Source organism: Actinoplanes sp. NPDC051346 (assembly GCF_040682215.1).
Lineage (GTDB): Bacteria > Actinomycetota > Actinomycetes > Mycobacteriales > Micromonosporaceae > Actinoplanes.
The window spans coordinates 534,393-548,890 of the sequence record NZ_JBFBAJ010000003.1 but is presented as its reverse complement, the minus strand read 5'-3'; the positions used below and the strand labels follow the sequence as shown (position 1 = coordinate 548,890).

The following is a 14,498-nucleotide window of genomic DNA, read 5'->3' as shown; positions in this document are numbered from 1 at the left end:
GAGGACAACGGACCGAGAATGCGTCTAGGTCCTGCGTCACATCCGGGGGATGGCTCGGGGTTCCGTCGGCTCGGCGGAGTCGGGGACTGTCGTGCCGGCCTGCGGGGCGGGGTCCGCCGGGATGACACGCGGCGTGGGATCCGGGACCGCGCTCTCGCCGAAGACGAAGCGGCGGTAAGACCAGAAGCGGAAGAGCGTGCCCATGGCGGTGCCGACCAGCTGGCCGGAGATGTTGTCCGCGAGCGGAGTCTGGAACTCGGGCCAGATGGCGCCGAGGCCGTAGTGGCTGAGCGCCAGGCAGGTCAGACCGATCGCCAGTCCTACGCCGTTGAGCAGGAAGAACATGGTGTATTGCTTCGCCATGTTGGTGTGCTCGCGGTGCCGCCACGTCCAGAACCGGTTGCCGACGAAGGCCACGGTGGTGGCGACGACGGTGGAGCCGGTCTTGGCGAGCAGGGTCTCGGCGCCCGACTGCAACAGAACGTTGAAGATCAACAAGTCGACGGTGAAGGCGGTGGCACCGACGGTGCCGAACTTGCTCAACTCGCGCACGAGTGCTCCGAAGCGTGCCCGCAGAGCGGGCAGGAGAGCGGCAGCAGGCACGGAGCCGAGCGTACCGGCGGCCGTCGGGCGTTGCTGCGTCCCTGAGCGACTCCATACGTTTCGTGAGCGACTCTTAACCTGGCGGGTTCGCACGGTTTCGCTGCCTGTACGGCCGGTGACGGCGCTGATTGATCTCGACGACCTCGGCGAGCTGGGCGCGGCAGTCGGTGCACCACGACAGGTGGCTGTCCAGGCGTGCGGACTCGCGCGGCGCGAGCCGCCCCCGAACCCGGCCGCCGAGCCGTTCCCCGGCCCACCGGCACTCGGGCGGGTCGGCGACGGCGACGTGCTGCTGGAGATAGAGGCGGCGCAGCCCTTCCCGGGCGCGGTGGGCGAGCACGGCGACGGCGTTCGGCGTGAGCCCGAGCTGCGGGGCGACCTCCGCCGGGCTGGCCCCCTCCACCTCGGTGCGCCAGAGCACGTCGCGCCAGCGGTCGGGGAGGGCGCGGAAGGCCTGTGCGGCGTACGTGCGTTCGAGCTTGTCGAGTGCCGGGTCGAGGAAGGGCTCGCCCTCGTCGTAGCGGGTGAGGTCGTCGGTGAACTCGAGCCGGCGGTCGCGGCGGGCGCGGTGGTAACAGACGTGACGCAGCGTGGTGTTGAGGTAGGCGCGGAAGGCGACGAGCGGCCCGCGTCCGGCGCGCAGCGCGGCGAACACCTTGGCGAACGTCTCGGCGACCAGGTCGTCAGCGTCGGCGGGATCGGTGACGAGCGCGTGGGCGAGAGCTCGGGCCGCGGCGCGGTGGCGCTGGTAGAGGATGCCGTAGGCGGCGGTGTCGCCGGCCCGTACGGCGGCGAGCAACTCCGTGTCGGCGTCGGTCTCGCCGGCCGGAATCGACATTCCTGCCTCCTGAAGCCGGGAGTGAGAGGAAAGCCCGAGTCTGGCCAAGCTTAGGGGGTTTTGTCCATTTCACGAAATGGCGGCACGATCGGCCGGGTGCGCCAACCGTGTGTGCACAACGTGACGCTCTCTGCGCATAACTGCGCTGTCAGGCAAAGGATCAATCGTCATCGCGCACAAACGCCGAGGATTGTGCGGTTGTCCACAAGATTCGCCGATGAACTGAACGTTCACTCGGCATACGCTGACGTGACTCCCGTGATGGGGCCGGACCGCCGGCCTGCTTCGTCACAGGTCAGTGCCGACCGAAGGGACTCACATGTCTGTGCCCCCCACCTCCCACGCCCGCCTGCTGAGCTGGGTGGAAGAGGTAGCCGCTCTCACCACGCCCGACCGGGTGGTGTGGTGCGACGGCTCCGACGAGGAATGGACCCGCCTCACCGACTCGTTGGTGGAAGCCGGTTCCCTCGTTCGCCTCAACCCCGAGATCCGCCCCAACTCGTTCTGGGCGCGTACCGACCCCGGGGACGTCGCCCGGGTCGAGGAACGCACCTACATCTGCTCCGCCGACCCCGCCGACGCCGGGCCCACCAACAACTGGATGGCGCCGGCCGAGATGAAGTCGACGATGACGGAGCTGTACCGCGGCTGTATGCGCGGACGCACCATGTACGTCGTCCCGTTCTGCATGGGCCCGCTCGACGCGCCGAACCCGATGTTCGGTGTCGAGCTGACCGACAGCGCGTACGTCGTCGCCTCCATGAAGATCATGACCCGCATGGGCGCCAAGGTGCTCGAGGCGATGGGCACCGACGCCGACTTCGTGCCCGCGCTGCACTCCCTGGGCGCGCCGCTGGAGCCGGGACAGGAGGACGTCGCCTGGCCGTGCAACGAGACCAAGTACATCTCGCACTTCCCGGAGACGCGCGAGATCTGGTCCTTCGGTTCCGGGTACGGCGGCAACTCGCTGCTCGGCAAGAAGTGCTTCTCCCTGCGCATCGCCTCCGCGGCCGCCCGGGACGAGGGCTGGCTCGCCGAGCACATGCTGATCATGAAGCTGACCTCGCCCGAGGGCACGGTCCGCTACATCGCCGGCGCGTTCCCCTCGGCCTGCGGCAAGACCAACCTGGCCATGCTCGAGCCGACCCTGCCCGGCTGGAAGGTCGAAACGGTCGGCGACGACATCGCCTGGATGCGCTTCGGCGAGGACGGCCGCCTCTGGGCGACCAACCCCGAGTACGGCCTGTTCGGCGTCGCGCCCGGCACCGACCAGCACACCAACCCCAACGCCATGCGTACGCTCGCGCAGGGCAACTCGGTCTTCACCAACGTCGCGCTCACCGACGACGGTGACATCTGGTGGGAGGGCATGGGCGAGCCGCCCGCGCACCTCATCGACTGGAAGGGCAACGACTGGACGCCGGAGTCGGAGGCTGTTTCCAGCCACCCGAACAGCCGGTTCTGCACGCCCATCACCCAGTGCCCGATCCTCGCGCCCGAGTACGACGACCCGCGCGGCGTACCGATCGACGCGATCCTCTTCGGCGGCCGCCGCAAGACGACCGTGCCGCTGGTGACCGAGGCCCGCGACTGGGTGCACGGCGTGTACTTCGGCGCGACCCTGTCGTCGGAGACCACCGCCGCGGCGGTCGGTCAGGTCGGCGTCGTGCGTCGCGACCCGATGGCGATGCTGCCGTTCATCGGCTACCACGCCGGTGACTACTTCAACCACTGGATCGAGATGGGCAAGGCCGCGTCGGGCGACGCGAGCAAGCTGCCCAAGGTCTTCTACGTCAACTGGTTCCGCCGCGGCGACGACGGCCGGTTCCTGTGGCCTGGCTTCGGGGAGAACTCCCGGGTGCTCAAGTGGATCGTCGAGCGCCTCGACGGCAAGGCCGAGGCCATCGACACCCCGATCGGACAGGTGCCGACCGCCGACGCCCTGGACCTCACCGGTCTGGACATCGACAAGGCCGACATCGAGGCCGTCCTGACGGTCGACCGCGACGAGTGGCTGGCCGAGATTCCGCAGGTCGAGGAGTGGTTCGCCAAGTTCGGCGACAAGCTGCCGGCCGTGCTGTGGTCCGAGCTGGACGCGCTCAAGTCCCGCCTCAACGCATGACGACCCGCGCCCGCCTCGCGTTCGAGGCGGGCGCGTCCTGGGTACCGTCGCATTCGTGACCATCGACTGTAGGGTCAGCCCTGCTGATCATGACGGCCTGCGACGGGCCCAGCTTCCGCCTCGCGGCGCGGTCCGAACGGCCGAATACAACACCGGTATTCGACCGCCCGTCCCACTTGCGAGGCGAAACCTGGACTCCGTCTCGGCGTCGCCATGATCAGCAGGGCTGACCCTAGCCGGCCGGGCGTGATCCGCGCACTGCGAGGGCTGCTGGTCGCGACGGCGGCGGCCACCGTCGGGGTCGAGCTCCTCAATCTCTGGTACGCGCCTGAGCACGGTTTCGGGCTCGCCGTCCGCACAGGCTGGGCGCTGCTGCGTACCGTCGGATGGTTGGTCCTGATCTGGCACGTGGGCCGTGGCCGCGCCGCGGCCCGGCCGCTGGGTCTGATCCTGGCCGTCACCACCGTGTTCGCCGTCGGGCGGCTCGTCGTCCCCCGGACCGGCGCACCGCCGCTCGCCGGCGTGCTCGGATTCGCGATGCTCACCGCGCTTTGCGTCACCGTGGTGGTGCTGCTCTACCGGCACCCCGTCGTGGGCGACCACCTGACGCGGCATCCGAACAAGCTGACCGTCACCCGGGCGGGGCTCGAGTGGCGCGAGGCGGTGCCGAAGCGCCCGCCGGTGGCCGCGTGGGCCCTCACCGCCCGGATCGCGGCGTTCACCTACAGCCCGCTGATGCTGGTGCCGGCGCTGATCTCCGTGGGCGAACTGGGCAGCCGGCCGGAATGGCTCCTCGCCGTCGGCTTCTGGTTCGTGGCCGGGATCGGCACGAGCTACGCGGTGCTTCTCAGCACCTTCTTCCTGCTGCGCGGCAAGCCCTGGGCGCCGCGGTTGCTGGTGTGGGTCACGCTCGGCGTGCTCGCCGTCGACCTGCCGCTGTGCCGCCTGCTCCTCGGGCTCGACGGCCTGATCCGTGACGGCGTCCCCCTGATAGCGGCCGCCATGTTGGTGCTCTACTCCCTGTGGCGGGTCGCGCGGACGCCCGCTCCGACGGTGGCGCCCGCGTGAGGTATGACGTCGCGGTCGTGGGGGCCGGGCCGGCCGGTTCCGCCGCGGCCCTCGCCGCCCGCCGGGCCGGCGCCTCGGTCCTGCTGCTCGACCGGGCGGAGTTTCCCCGCGACAAACCCTGCGGCGACGGCATCGCCGCGGAGGCCCTGGACGTGCTCGCGAGCCTCGGCGTGACCGGCGCGACCGAGGGCTGCCCGCCCGTCGCCGACCTGCGCCTCGTGTCGCCGGGCGGCATCGAGGTGGCCCGCCCCCTCCCGCGCCCCGCCCACACCGTGCGACGCCGGGTCTTCGACGCGCGCCTGGTCGCGGCGGCCGTCGGCGCCGGGGCCGAACTGCGCCGCCACACGGTCCGCGCGATCCGCTACGGCCCGTCCGGCGTCATCCTCGACGATCGGATCGAGGCGGGCGTGGTCATCGGTGCGGACGGCGCGAGCTCCGTGGTGCGGCGCGCGCTCGGCCACCCGCCCAACCCCGGCGGGCATCTCGCCGTCGCCATCCGGGGGTACGCCCCCGCACGCGGCGAGGAGCAGCTGATCCGGACGACGAGCGCCCGCTGGCCCGCGTACGCGTGGTCGTTTCCGCTCGGCGACGGCACCGCCAACGTCGGGTACGGCGAGGTTCTGCGCGGGACGCCGCTGACCAGGGCGTACCTGCTGGACCGCCTGACCGCTCTCCTGCCCGGCACCGAACCCACCGGCGTGCGCGGCCACCACCTGCCGTTGTCCACCCATCGGCCGCCGCCGGCCCGCGGCCCGGTGCTGCTCGCCGGCGACGCGCTGTCGTTGATCAACCCGTTCACCGGCGAGGGAATCTTCTACGCCGTGCTGTCCGGCGCCCTGGCCGGCACGGCGGCGGCGGGCGGCGCCGAGCGGGCCGCGGCGCGCTACACCCGGGCGTTACGGGTGCGGCTCGGACGCCACCTGCGCCACTCCGGGCTCGCCGCGCTGCTCACCCGGCAGCCGCGGGTCGTCGACGCGGCCGTGCGGGCGGCCCGGCGAGATGGTGCGGTTTTCCACCGGATGGTGGACCTCGGGCTCGCTGACGGGGTTTTCGACCTTCGCACGATCGGACGCATCGCGGCGGAGTTGGCCCGAATCGTCGCCTTGCCCTCTTGAGTGGTGCTCCCGGCTCGATAGGCTGGACGCGATGAGTCTGCGCTCCCTGGTCTACTCCCTGTACGAACGGCGACTCGCCGGCAAGCTTGCCGGCAAGCCGGTGCCGCGGCATGTCGGGGTCATGTGCGACGGCAACCGGCGCTGGGCCCGGGAGATGGGCTTCGTCGACCCCAACGACGGCCACCGCGTCGGCGCGACCCGGGTCAAGGAGCTGCTCACCTGGTGCGACCAGGCCGGCATCAAGCACGTGACGCTCTACCTGCTGGCCACGGACAACCTCCAGCGTCCGGCCGCCGAGCTGGACCCGCTCGTCAAGATCATCGAGGACCTCGCGACCGAGCTGGCCGAGGACGGCAACCCGTGGCGGCTGCGCATCGTCGGCGCGCTCGACCTGCTGCCCGCGCCGACGGCGACCACCCTCAAAGCGGCGCAGGAGAAGACCCGCGAACGTTCCGAGGGCGTCGAGGTGAACCTCGCAGTGGGCTACGGCGGCCGCCGGGAGATCACCGACGCGGTGCGCTCACTGCTGCACGAGCACGCCGCGGCCGGGCGCACCCTCGAGGAGCTCGCCGAGATCCTCGACGTCGAGCACATCGCCGAGCACCTTTACACCCGCGGGCAACCCGACCCCGACCTGGTCATCCGCACCAGCGGCGAGCAGCGGCTGTCGGGGTTCCTGCTGTGGCAGTCGGCGCACTCGGAGTTCTACTTCCACGACGCCAACTGGCCCGACTTCCGCCGAACCGACTTCCTGCGGGCGTTGCGCTCCTATGCGACCCGCCAGCGCCGCTACGGAGCCTGAGGGTTCAGGGCGCTGCCGTCGCAAAACCTGAGGGCAGGGTCAGCGGCAGGGTCAGGGCGCGGCAGGGTCAGGGCGCGAAGGCGGGGAGGGCCTCGGCGAGGAAGCCGGCGACCGCCTCCGGTGACTCGAGCGTGAGGTCGGCGGCGCTGGAGACCTCGGCGCCGGTCTCCGGGTTGGCGACCGCCACGCACATGCCGAAGAACCGCGGGTCGACCGCCTCGCGGGCGCGCAGCGCGTCGAACGCCTTGATGTCCGACATGTCGTCGCCGAAATACCAGGCGCAGCCGGCGTTGAGCACGCCCTCGCTGATCACCATGCCCTTGTCCTGGTCGACCGGGGGCTTGAGCTCCACCACCATGCGACCGCCCTGGATGCGCAGGCCCAGCCGCTCGGCCTGCTCGTGGCCCCACCGCTCCACCTGCGAGGCGAGCTGGGGGGCGGTGCGATAGTGCAGGGCGACCGAGAGTCGCTTGTATTCCACCAGGATCGCGTCGGGCAGCTCGGCCTTGGCGCGCTCGGCCAGGTCGGCCATGGCGGGGACCCAGGGCAGCGCGGCCGGCTCGGTGACGACGTCGCCGTCGTGCCACACCTCGAGGCCGTAGAGCCCGTAGAGGTCCACGTGCTCGAGCGTGGAGAACCGGGAGCGCAGGAAGTTGACCGGCCGGGCCGACACGATCGCGACCCGGGCCACCCGGGCGGCGAGCTGCTCGAGGACGCCGAGCACGGAGGGGACCGGCTGCGAGGCGTCGGGGTCGTCGGTGACGGGCGAGAGCACCCCGTCGAAGTCGAAGAAGAACGTGGTCTCCCGGGCGCGCGCAGCGGTGACCCGCAAGGCCTCGGCGACGCTCAGGGGATGCGAGGGGCGCGCGTTGCTCAGGGGGGACTCGGGCACGCAGTCCAGCGTACCCGCCGTTCGGCTCATCGCACTCCGGCGGAACGGCCCCGAATTGGCGTATGTCGCGGGTACTACCGCAGGTGGCTCTTGGCCGCTAGCGTTTAGTCATGGCACAGGGTTTTCCTGAGCCAGCCGGCCGGCCCGGACCTGCGACGATATGCGCCACGGGGCCAGCATCCCGACCCCGTGCTAGTGACGGGCGCCGGACGTGGCGGACCGCGGGCGGACCGGGTTGCACGCCCGCTGGAGCAGGCCTGTGACATCTCGCCGAACTGACGCCGGGGTCGCCCACACCGACCCGGCCGCCAAAGTCTCCAGCAGTCGCGCTTCCTCGGGACGCCGGGCGTCCCGGGATCGGCACGCCAATGCGGAGCCCGCCCCCGCCGGCCGGGTCTTCGTGCTGGACACCTCGGTCCTGCTGTCCGATCCGGCGGCCTTCCGCCGGTTCACCGACCACGAGGTGGTCATCCCGCTCGTGGTCATCACCGAGCTGGAGGGCAAGCGGCACCATCCCGAGCTCGGCTGGTTCGCCCGCCAGGCGCTGCGCATGCTCGACGAGCTGCGGATCAAGCACGGCCGGCTGGACCATCCGGTTCTCTGCAACGACGAGGGCGGCACGGTGCGCGTGGAGCTCAACCACGCCGATCAGAGCGACCTGCCCCACGGCTTCCGCAACGACTCCAACGACACCCGGATCCTGTCCGTGGCGCTGGGGCTGTCCGCGGAGGGCCGGGAAGTCACGCTGGTCAGCAAGGACATGCCGCTGCGCGTCAAGGCGGCCTCGGTGGGCATCATGGCCGACGAGTACCTGCACGGCCAGGCCAGCGACCCGACGTGGACCGGCATGGCCGACCTCACCCTCGACGAGGAGGACGTCAACCGCCTGTACGCCGGGGACGAGCTCGAGTCGGAGGAGATGGCGCATCTGCCCTGCCACACCGGTCTGGTGATCCACTCGTCGCGGGGGTCGGCGCTCGGCCGGGTCACCCCGGACAAGACCGTGAAGCTGGTCCGGGGCGACCGGGAGGCTTTCGGCCTGCGGGGTCGGTCGGCGGAGCAGCGGGTGGCGCTCGATCTGCTCCTCGACGAGTCGATCGGCATCGTCTCCCTGGGTGGACGGGCCGGCACCGGCAAGTCGGCGCTGGCGCTCTGCGCCGGCCTCGAGGCGACGATGGAGCGCAGCCGCCACAAGAAGGTGGTCGTCTTCCGCCCGCTGTACGCGGTCGGCGGGCAGGAGTTGGGCTATCTGCCGGGCAGTGAGTCCGAGAAGATGTCGCCCTGGGCGCAGGCCGTGTTCGACACCCTGGGTGCCGTGGTCCACGCGAACGTCATGGAGGAGGTCATGGCGCGCGGGATGCTCGAGGTCCTGCCGCTGACCCACATCCGCGGCCGCAGCCTGCACGACGCCTTCGTCATCGTCGACGAGGCTCAGTCGTTGGAACGCAACGTGCTGCTGACCGTGCTCTCCCGGATCGGACAGGGTTCGCGCGTGGTCCTGACGCACGACGTCGCCCAGCGCGACAACCTCCGAGTGGGCCGCCACGACGGTGTGACCGCCGTGATCGAGGCGCTCAAGGGTCATCCGATCTTCGCGCATGTCACTCTGACGAGGTCGGAGCGGTCACCGATCGCAGAGGTCGTCACCGATCTGCTGGAGGAGATTCCCCTCTGACGCAGAGTTATCGTGAGGCGGAAGTCCATTCGGATTTCCGCCTCACGCCTTGTTTAGGGCTGATTACAAAGTGTGACGAACGTCCTATCTTCTGAGTGAATTGAAACGCGCGGTTTTGCCCGGAATGAATACTAAACGTCCTGTGATTCATTTCACAGGTGGGCGTCGTCATTTCACATCGCCTTCACGGTGCGCCATGGTGGCTGACGAGCATTCTTTGCGTGTCCGCATGACGAGAGATCGATATGTGGTCACCCGGGCCGGTGAGCAATAGCTGGTCCAAGCGGCCTTCCGGGGCCGTTGATGCTTGCGGTGCGCAGCGTCGCCGGTGGGGAAGCCGGCGGATCCGCCCCGCGTCATTGCCCCCTACGAAGGGAATCTTCGTGAATCGGCTCTGGAGCCGGGTCGGCATCCGTGCGGCCTCTGTAGGCCTGCTCGTCGCAGGCGTCATCGGCGGGGTCTATATCGGACAGGACCGGGAAGTCCAGGCGCAGAGCGCCCAGGCTCAGCTCGTTGTCCAGGCGAACAACGACGAGATGGCACTCCTCAAGGAGCGGCACAACGAACACGCCGCCGTCCGCGCCTACCAGCGCCGGGCGGAGGGCGAAGCCGCCTCTAAGGCCGCGATCGAGGCCAAGGCGGCCGCCGCCAAGGCGCGCAAGCTCGAGAAGAAGGCGATCGAGAAGGCCGCCGAGAAGAAGGCCGCGGAGAGCAAGAAATCCAGCGGCAATTCCGGCACGACGGTGCCCTTCGACGGCGAGATCCCCGCCTCCTGCGAGGAGTTCAAGGGCAATCGGGCCACCGGCTGCGCGGTGATGCTGGACAAGGGCTTCGAGATCGACCAGTTCCCGTGTCTGGAAAAGCTGTGGGAGAAGGAAAGCGGCTGGAATCACCGCGCCCAGAACCCCAGCTCCGGCGCCTATGGCATCCCGCAGTCCCTGCCCGGCAGCAAGATGGCCTCGGCGGGCGACGACTGGGAGACCAACCCGGCGACCCAGATCAGGTGGGGCCTGGGCTACATCAAGGGCCGCTACAACACGCCGTGCGGTGCCTGGTCGCACTCGCAGAACGTCGGCTGGTACTAAGACCTCACGCAAAAGGGGTGCGCGCTTCGGCGCGTACCCCTTTTGTGCGTCTCCGGCAGTGATCAAATATCCGTATGGTCCGGAAAGCCGCTTCGTTGGTCGTCCTTGGCGTGCTCGCCTCGCTGCTCACCGCGAGCCAGATAGCCGCCCAGGCGGGAGACGCCTCACCCGGGACCGGCGCTACGCCGCCGCTGCGTGAGGTCGTGGGCGGCGACCTGGCCCCCGCGGGGCGGTTCCCCTGGATGGTCCGGCTTTCCATGGGCTGCGGCGGTGCCCTGACGGCGCCGCGCGTCGTGCTCACCGCGGGCCACTGCGTCGACGGGACCGGCAAGGACGACAGCATCGGCGTCGTGGCCGGCGTGACCAACCTCAAGTCCGACGACGCGATCGAGGCCCGGTCGGTGTCGGTGATTCGCGCCGACGGGTTCCGCGGGGAAACGTACGGCGACGACTGGGCGCTCATCGAGCTGGACCGGGCCATCGACCTGCCCGTCCTGGAGCTCGCGCACGGAGGCTCCGACGAGAAGGGCCCGATGACCGTGTTGGGCTGGGGTCAGACCCGCGAGTCCGCCCTGCGCCAGGAGAAGAAGCTGCGCTTCGCGTCGGTGCCGGTGGTGGGCGACGGGGAGTGCGCCAAGGCGTACGACAAGGTCGGCGTCGAGCTGGTGAAGGAAGAGTCGATCTGTGCCGGGAAGCAGGGGACCGACACCTGCCAGGGCGACTCCGGGGGGCCGATGGTGCGTAAGGCCGGCGACAAGTGGATCCAGGTCGGCATCGTCAGCTGGGGACTCGGCTGCGCGCGCAAGGGCTATCCCGGCGTCTACACCCAGGTCTCGGCGTTCCGCGCCGACATTCGCGCGGCCACCCGCAAACTGAGCTGACCGTGCCGGATTCGTCACGCCTTGTTGGCGACACTGGCGGCCATCGGTAACCATCGGGGGATGGGGTACGCGCAAGCACAGGATGACGCTGCGGCGAAGGTCGGCACGGAGGCGTTCTTCGCCGCGATCGGGCGCGCCTTCGTGGCGATGTGTGCGGTCATCCCCGTGCTGTTCCTCATCGAGGCGATCGACCGCGGTCTCGGCGCGGGCTCCCTCGACCTGGCCGGCGGCATCATCCCGCGCCGCCTCGACGGCCTGGACGGCATCATCTTCAGCCCGTTCCTGCACGCCGGATGGGACCACCTCTACGGCAACAGCGTGCCGCTCATCCTGGTCGGCACGTTCGCGCTGGCCGGCGGCACCCGGCGCTTCCTCTGGTCGACCCTGGTCATCGTGCTGGTGAGCGGCTTCGGCGTCTGGCTCGTCGGCGACCCGAGCAGCGTCGTCGTCGGCGCCAGCGGCGTCGTCTTCGGCTACCTCGGGCTGCTCTTCGCCCGCGGCTTCGTCGAGCGCAGCTGGTGGAACCTGGGCGTGGCCGCCTTCATCGGGTTGCTCTACTGGTACCAGCTCTACAACATCCTTCCCACCGACCAGCCGGTGTCCTGGCAGGGGCATCTGCTCGGGCTGCTCGCCGGGGTGATCGCCGCGATCGCGTTCCGGCGCCGCAGGCCGCGGCCGGCGCCGAGCCTCTACGACCCCGACACGACGCTTACCGACATCTGAACGCCGGCGGGTGCGAGGTCAGCCGGAACCGCGTGACCGGCGGGCCGGGACGACGGCCACCGCGACCGCGACGAGCGTCAGAACGGCGCCGAGCACCGTGTTGATCCCCGGCCGGCCCGCGGGCCCGGGAACGACGCCGTCGATGAGTAGCGCGCCGGTGACCTGGCCCGCGATCATGCCGAGGCCCAGCAGCAGCACGCCGGTGTGCCGCACCACCGCGGAGCCCACCGCGATGAACACGATGCCGAGCGTGCCGCCCACGTAGAGCCACCAGGGGCCGGGCGGCAGGTGCGCCGGGACGCCGCGGAGCAGCGCCGACACGGCGAAGGCCAGGGCCAGCACGGCCGTACCCATGACGAAGTTGATCAGGCCCGCGACCAGGGCGCTGCCCGAGACCACCCGGACCCGTCCGTTGACCGCCTGCTGCCAGGCGATGCCGACGCCGGCGAGCAGGGGCAGCACGGCCAGCGCGAGGGCGCTCGGATGACCGATGCGGTCGGCCACCGAGATCAGCACCGCGACCACGGTCAGCGCCGCGCCGGCGAGCCGTGGCGCGGTCACCGGCTGCGGGCCGGCGGGTCCCGCGCCCGCGTGGTCCACCATCAGGCTGCTCGAGGACTGGCCGGCGACCAGCGCCACGATGAAGACCGCCACGCCCACCGTCGGCACCGTCAGGCCCTGGGTGGCGACGAGGAAGCCGCCGCACATGCCGCCCACGCACTGCCACGGGCGGATCCTGCGCTCCCGCAGGCCGTCACGCAGGCGGCGAAGGCCGGCCCGGCCCGCCGGCAGCAGCGGCACGCACACCGCCAACAGCAGCAGGCCGGAGCCGAAGGAGATCAGCGCGGCGCCGATCGCGTCGTCGAGGCGTACGGCGAGCTCGCCGTTGATCCTCGACTGCACGGCCAGCGCGACGCCAGAGAGCACCGCGAGCCCCACGCCGATCGCGCGCCGCCCGGCATGCACCGCGGGCGGCGCGGCGGCGGTCTGGGTCACTCGCGGCCCGGCGACGGCACCATAGGCAGGTGGCCGTCGAAGTCGACCGCCGAGTAGAGCTTGAGCTTCTCCAAGCGGTGGTACGAGTCGATGACCCGGATCGTGCCGCTCTTGGACCGCATGACGATCGACTGGGTGTGCGCCCCGCCGGAGCGGTACCGCACGCCCTTGAGCAGGTCTCCCGAGGTCACGCCGGTGGCCACGAAGAAGCAGTTGTCGCCGGTGACCAGGTCGTTGGTGGTCAGGACCCGGTCGAGGTCGTGGCCGGCCGCGATGGCCCTCTCCCGCTCGGCGTCGTCGTGCGGCCACAGCTTGGCCTGGATCTCGCCGCCGAGGCACTTGAGCGCGCACGCCGCGGTGATGCCCTCCGGGGTGCCGCCGATGCCCATCAGCACGTCGACGTCCGACTCGCTGCGCGCCGCGGAGATGGCGCCGGCGATGTCGCCGTCGGAGATGAACTTGATGTTGGCGCCGGCGGCGCGCACCTCCTCGACCAGCTTCTGGTGCCGGGGGCGGTCGAGGATGCAGACGGTGACGTCGGAGACCGAACCACGCTTGGCCTTGGCGATGCGGCGCAGGTTCTCGGCCGTGCCGGCGTTGATGTCGATCACGTCGGCGCAGTCCGGGCCGACGGCGATCTTCTCCATGTAGAAGACCGAGCTCGGGTCGAACATCGCGCCGCGCTCGGCCACAGCGAGCACGGCGACCGCGCCCGGCATGCCCTTGCTCATCAGGGTCGTGCCGTCGATCGGGTCCACCGCCACGTCGACCTCGGGGCCGGTGCCGTCGCCGACCTGCTCCCCGTTGAAGAGCATGGGCGCCTCGTCCTTCTCACCCTCGCCGATCACCACGACGCCGCGCATCTGGATCGAGTTGATGAGCGTGCGCATGGCGTCCACGGCCGCGCCGTCGCCGCCGTTCTTGTCGCCGCGCCCGACCCAGCGGCCGGCCGCCATCGCGGCGGCTTCGGTGACGCGTACAAGATCGAGGGCGATGTTGCGGTCCAGATCCTGCGGATTGGCGGAAACGGGCATGACAGGGCCTCCTCGCGACGGTGCGGGGTGTGGTCGTTACCCGATCCTCACATGGGACCTGCGCAAAGTCCCGCGCCAGCGACATGGTTAACAATGGTGGGGTGTCCAGCCCCGATACCCCCACCGTCGCCAAGCGTGCGGAGCGCCGGCCACGGGACATGGCGATGTCGCTCGCCGTCCTGCTCATCCCGATCGCGCTCCTGCTGGGCTTCTATCGGCTCGTGCTGGATGGCGACAAACCGATCAGCGTGGACGCCGCGCCCACCCTCCAGCAGGCCCGCGCGGCCCGCGCCTTTCCGGTCAGCGCGCCGAGCCTCGGTGCGGACTGGCACGTGCAGACCGCCACGTTCAAGCGCGAGTCGGGCGGCGCGACCCTGCGCCTCGGCTACGTCGATCCGCGAGGCGAGCCGCTCCAGCTCGTGGAGAGCAGTGTGGCGACCGCCACACTGATCCCCGCGGAGCTGGGCAAAACACCCACCGCGACGGGTACGCACCAGGCCGGCGCGCGCACCTGGCAGCGCTACGACGCCCGCCCGGGCGAGAACGCGTTGGTGCTCCTGGAGAAGGGGCGCACGATCATCGTGATCGGCAAGGCCGAGTCGACGAGTCTGGAGAAGCTCGCCTCGACTCTGCCCTGATCAGGGGCAGCGCGAAACGGCGGTCA

At 70.6% G+C, this 14,498-nt stretch carries 14 protein-coding genes; 9 read left to right on the top strand and 5 right to left on the bottom strand.

Translation table 11 applies throughout. The features are described from left to right. Window positions 1–36: 36 nt before the first annotated feature. Entirely contained in the window at window positions 37–603 is a 567-nt protein-coding gene (locus AB0M36_RS10825) for a GtrA family protein (RefSeq protein WP_364155234.1), read from the bottom strand. Window positions 604–676: 73 nt separating this feature from the next. After that, the gene (locus AB0M36_RS10820) at window positions 677–1,441 is read right to left on the bottom strand and encodes a sigma-70 family RNA polymerase sigma factor (protein ID WP_364155232.1); all 765 of its coding nucleotides are present in this window, start codon (window positions 1,439–1,441) and stop codon (window positions 677–679) included. Window positions 1,442–1,760: 319 nt separating this feature from the next. Between AB0M36_RS10820 and AB0M36_RS10815 the strand changes: the two genes are divergently transcribed. From AB0M36_RS10815 to AB0M36_RS10800, 4 genes are all read left to right on the top strand, one after another. Next, window positions 1,761–3,563, top strand: coding sequence for a phosphoenolpyruvate carboxykinase (GTP) (locus tag AB0M36_RS10815; RefSeq protein ID WP_364155230.1), 1,803 nt, complete (start codon window positions 1,761–1,763; stop codon window positions 3,561–3,563). Between the two features lie 213 nt (window positions 3,564–3,776). Continuing rightward, on the top strand, window positions 3,777–4,631 hold the full coding sequence (locus AB0M36_RS10810; protein ID WP_364155228.1) for a hypothetical protein: 855 nt from the start codon (window positions 3,777–3,779) through the stop codon (window positions 4,629–4,631). Further along, window positions 4,628–5,746 carry a geranylgeranyl reductase family protein gene (locus AB0M36_RS10805; RefSeq protein ID WP_364155227.1) on the top strand — a complete coding sequence of 373 codons (1,119 nt, stop codon included), beginning with the start codon at window positions 4,628–4,630 and terminating at the stop codon, window positions 5,744–5,746. Before AB0M36_RS10810 ends, AB0M36_RS10805 begins: the two co-directional genes overlap by 4 nt. A gap of 31 nt (window positions 5,747–5,777) precedes the next feature. After that, a complete protein-coding gene (locus AB0M36_RS10800) occupies window positions 5,778–6,548 on the top strand; it encodes an isoprenyl transferase (protein ID WP_364155225.1) in 771 nt (256 codons plus the stop codon). A gap of 67 nt (window positions 6,549–6,615) precedes the next feature. Here the strand turns inward: AB0M36_RS10800 and otsB are convergent, their stop codons facing one another. Continuing rightward, the gene (gene otsB, locus AB0M36_RS10795) at window positions 6,616–7,470 is read right to left on the bottom strand and encodes a trehalose-phosphatase (RefSeq protein WP_364155223.1); all 855 of its coding nucleotides are present in this window, start codon (window positions 7,468–7,470) and stop codon (window positions 6,616–6,618) included. Between the two features lie 229 nt (window positions 7,471–7,699). On the opposite strand from otsB, the gene AB0M36_RS10790 reads away from it, so the two are divergent. The 4 genes from AB0M36_RS10790 to AB0M36_RS10775 all read left to right on the top strand — a co-directional run bounded on the left by AB0M36_RS10790 (window position 7,700) and on the right by AB0M36_RS10775 (window position 11,804). Continuing rightward, a complete protein-coding gene (locus tag AB0M36_RS10790; RefSeq protein ID WP_364155222.1) occupies window positions 7,700–9,115 on the top strand; it encodes a PhoH family protein in 1,416 nt (471 codons plus the stop codon). 383 nt (window positions 9,116–9,498) lie between these two features. Continuing rightward, on the top strand, window positions 9,499–10,200 hold the full coding sequence (locus AB0M36_RS10785) for a lytic transglycosylase domain-containing protein (RefSeq protein ID WP_364155220.1): 702 nt from the start codon (window positions 9,499–9,501) through the stop codon (window positions 10,198–10,200). Between the two features lie 74 nt (window positions 10,201–10,274). Next, a complete protein-coding gene (locus AB0M36_RS10780; protein ID WP_364155218.1) occupies window positions 10,275–11,081 on the top strand; it encodes a serine protease in 807 nt (268 codons plus the stop codon). 60 nt (window positions 11,082–11,141) lie between these two features. Beyond that, window positions 11,142–11,804, top strand: a complete 663-nt coding sequence (locus tag AB0M36_RS10775) for a rhomboid family intramembrane serine protease (protein WP_364155217.1) — start codon at window positions 11,142–11,144, stop codon at window positions 11,802–11,804. Window positions 11,805–11,822: 18 nt separating this feature from the next. Here the strand turns inward: AB0M36_RS10775 and AB0M36_RS10770 are convergent, their stop codons facing one another. Together AB0M36_RS10770 and glpX are read right to left on the bottom strand one after the other, a co-directional pair. Further along, window positions 11,823–12,800: a DMT family transporter gene (locus AB0M36_RS10770; protein ID WP_364155215.1), complete on the bottom strand. Its 978-nt coding sequence runs from the start codon at window positions 12,798–12,800 to the stop codon at window positions 11,823–11,825. After that, entirely contained in the window at window positions 12,797–13,834 is a 1,038-nt protein-coding gene (gene glpX, locus AB0M36_RS10765) for a class II fructose-bisphosphatase (RefSeq protein WP_364155214.1), read from the bottom strand. The genes AB0M36_RS10770 and glpX overlap by 4 nt, the downstream gene beginning before the upstream one ends. Window positions 13,835–13,935: 101 nt before the next feature. On the opposite strand from glpX, the gene AB0M36_RS10760 reads away from it, so the two are divergent. Beyond that, window positions 13,936–14,472 carry a DUF4245 domain-containing protein gene (locus AB0M36_RS10760; protein WP_364155212.1) on the top strand — a complete coding sequence of 179 codons (537 nt, stop codon included), beginning with the start codon at window positions 13,936–13,938 and terminating at the stop codon, window positions 14,470–14,472. The last annotated feature ends 26 nt before the right edge of the window (window positions 14,473–14,498 follow it).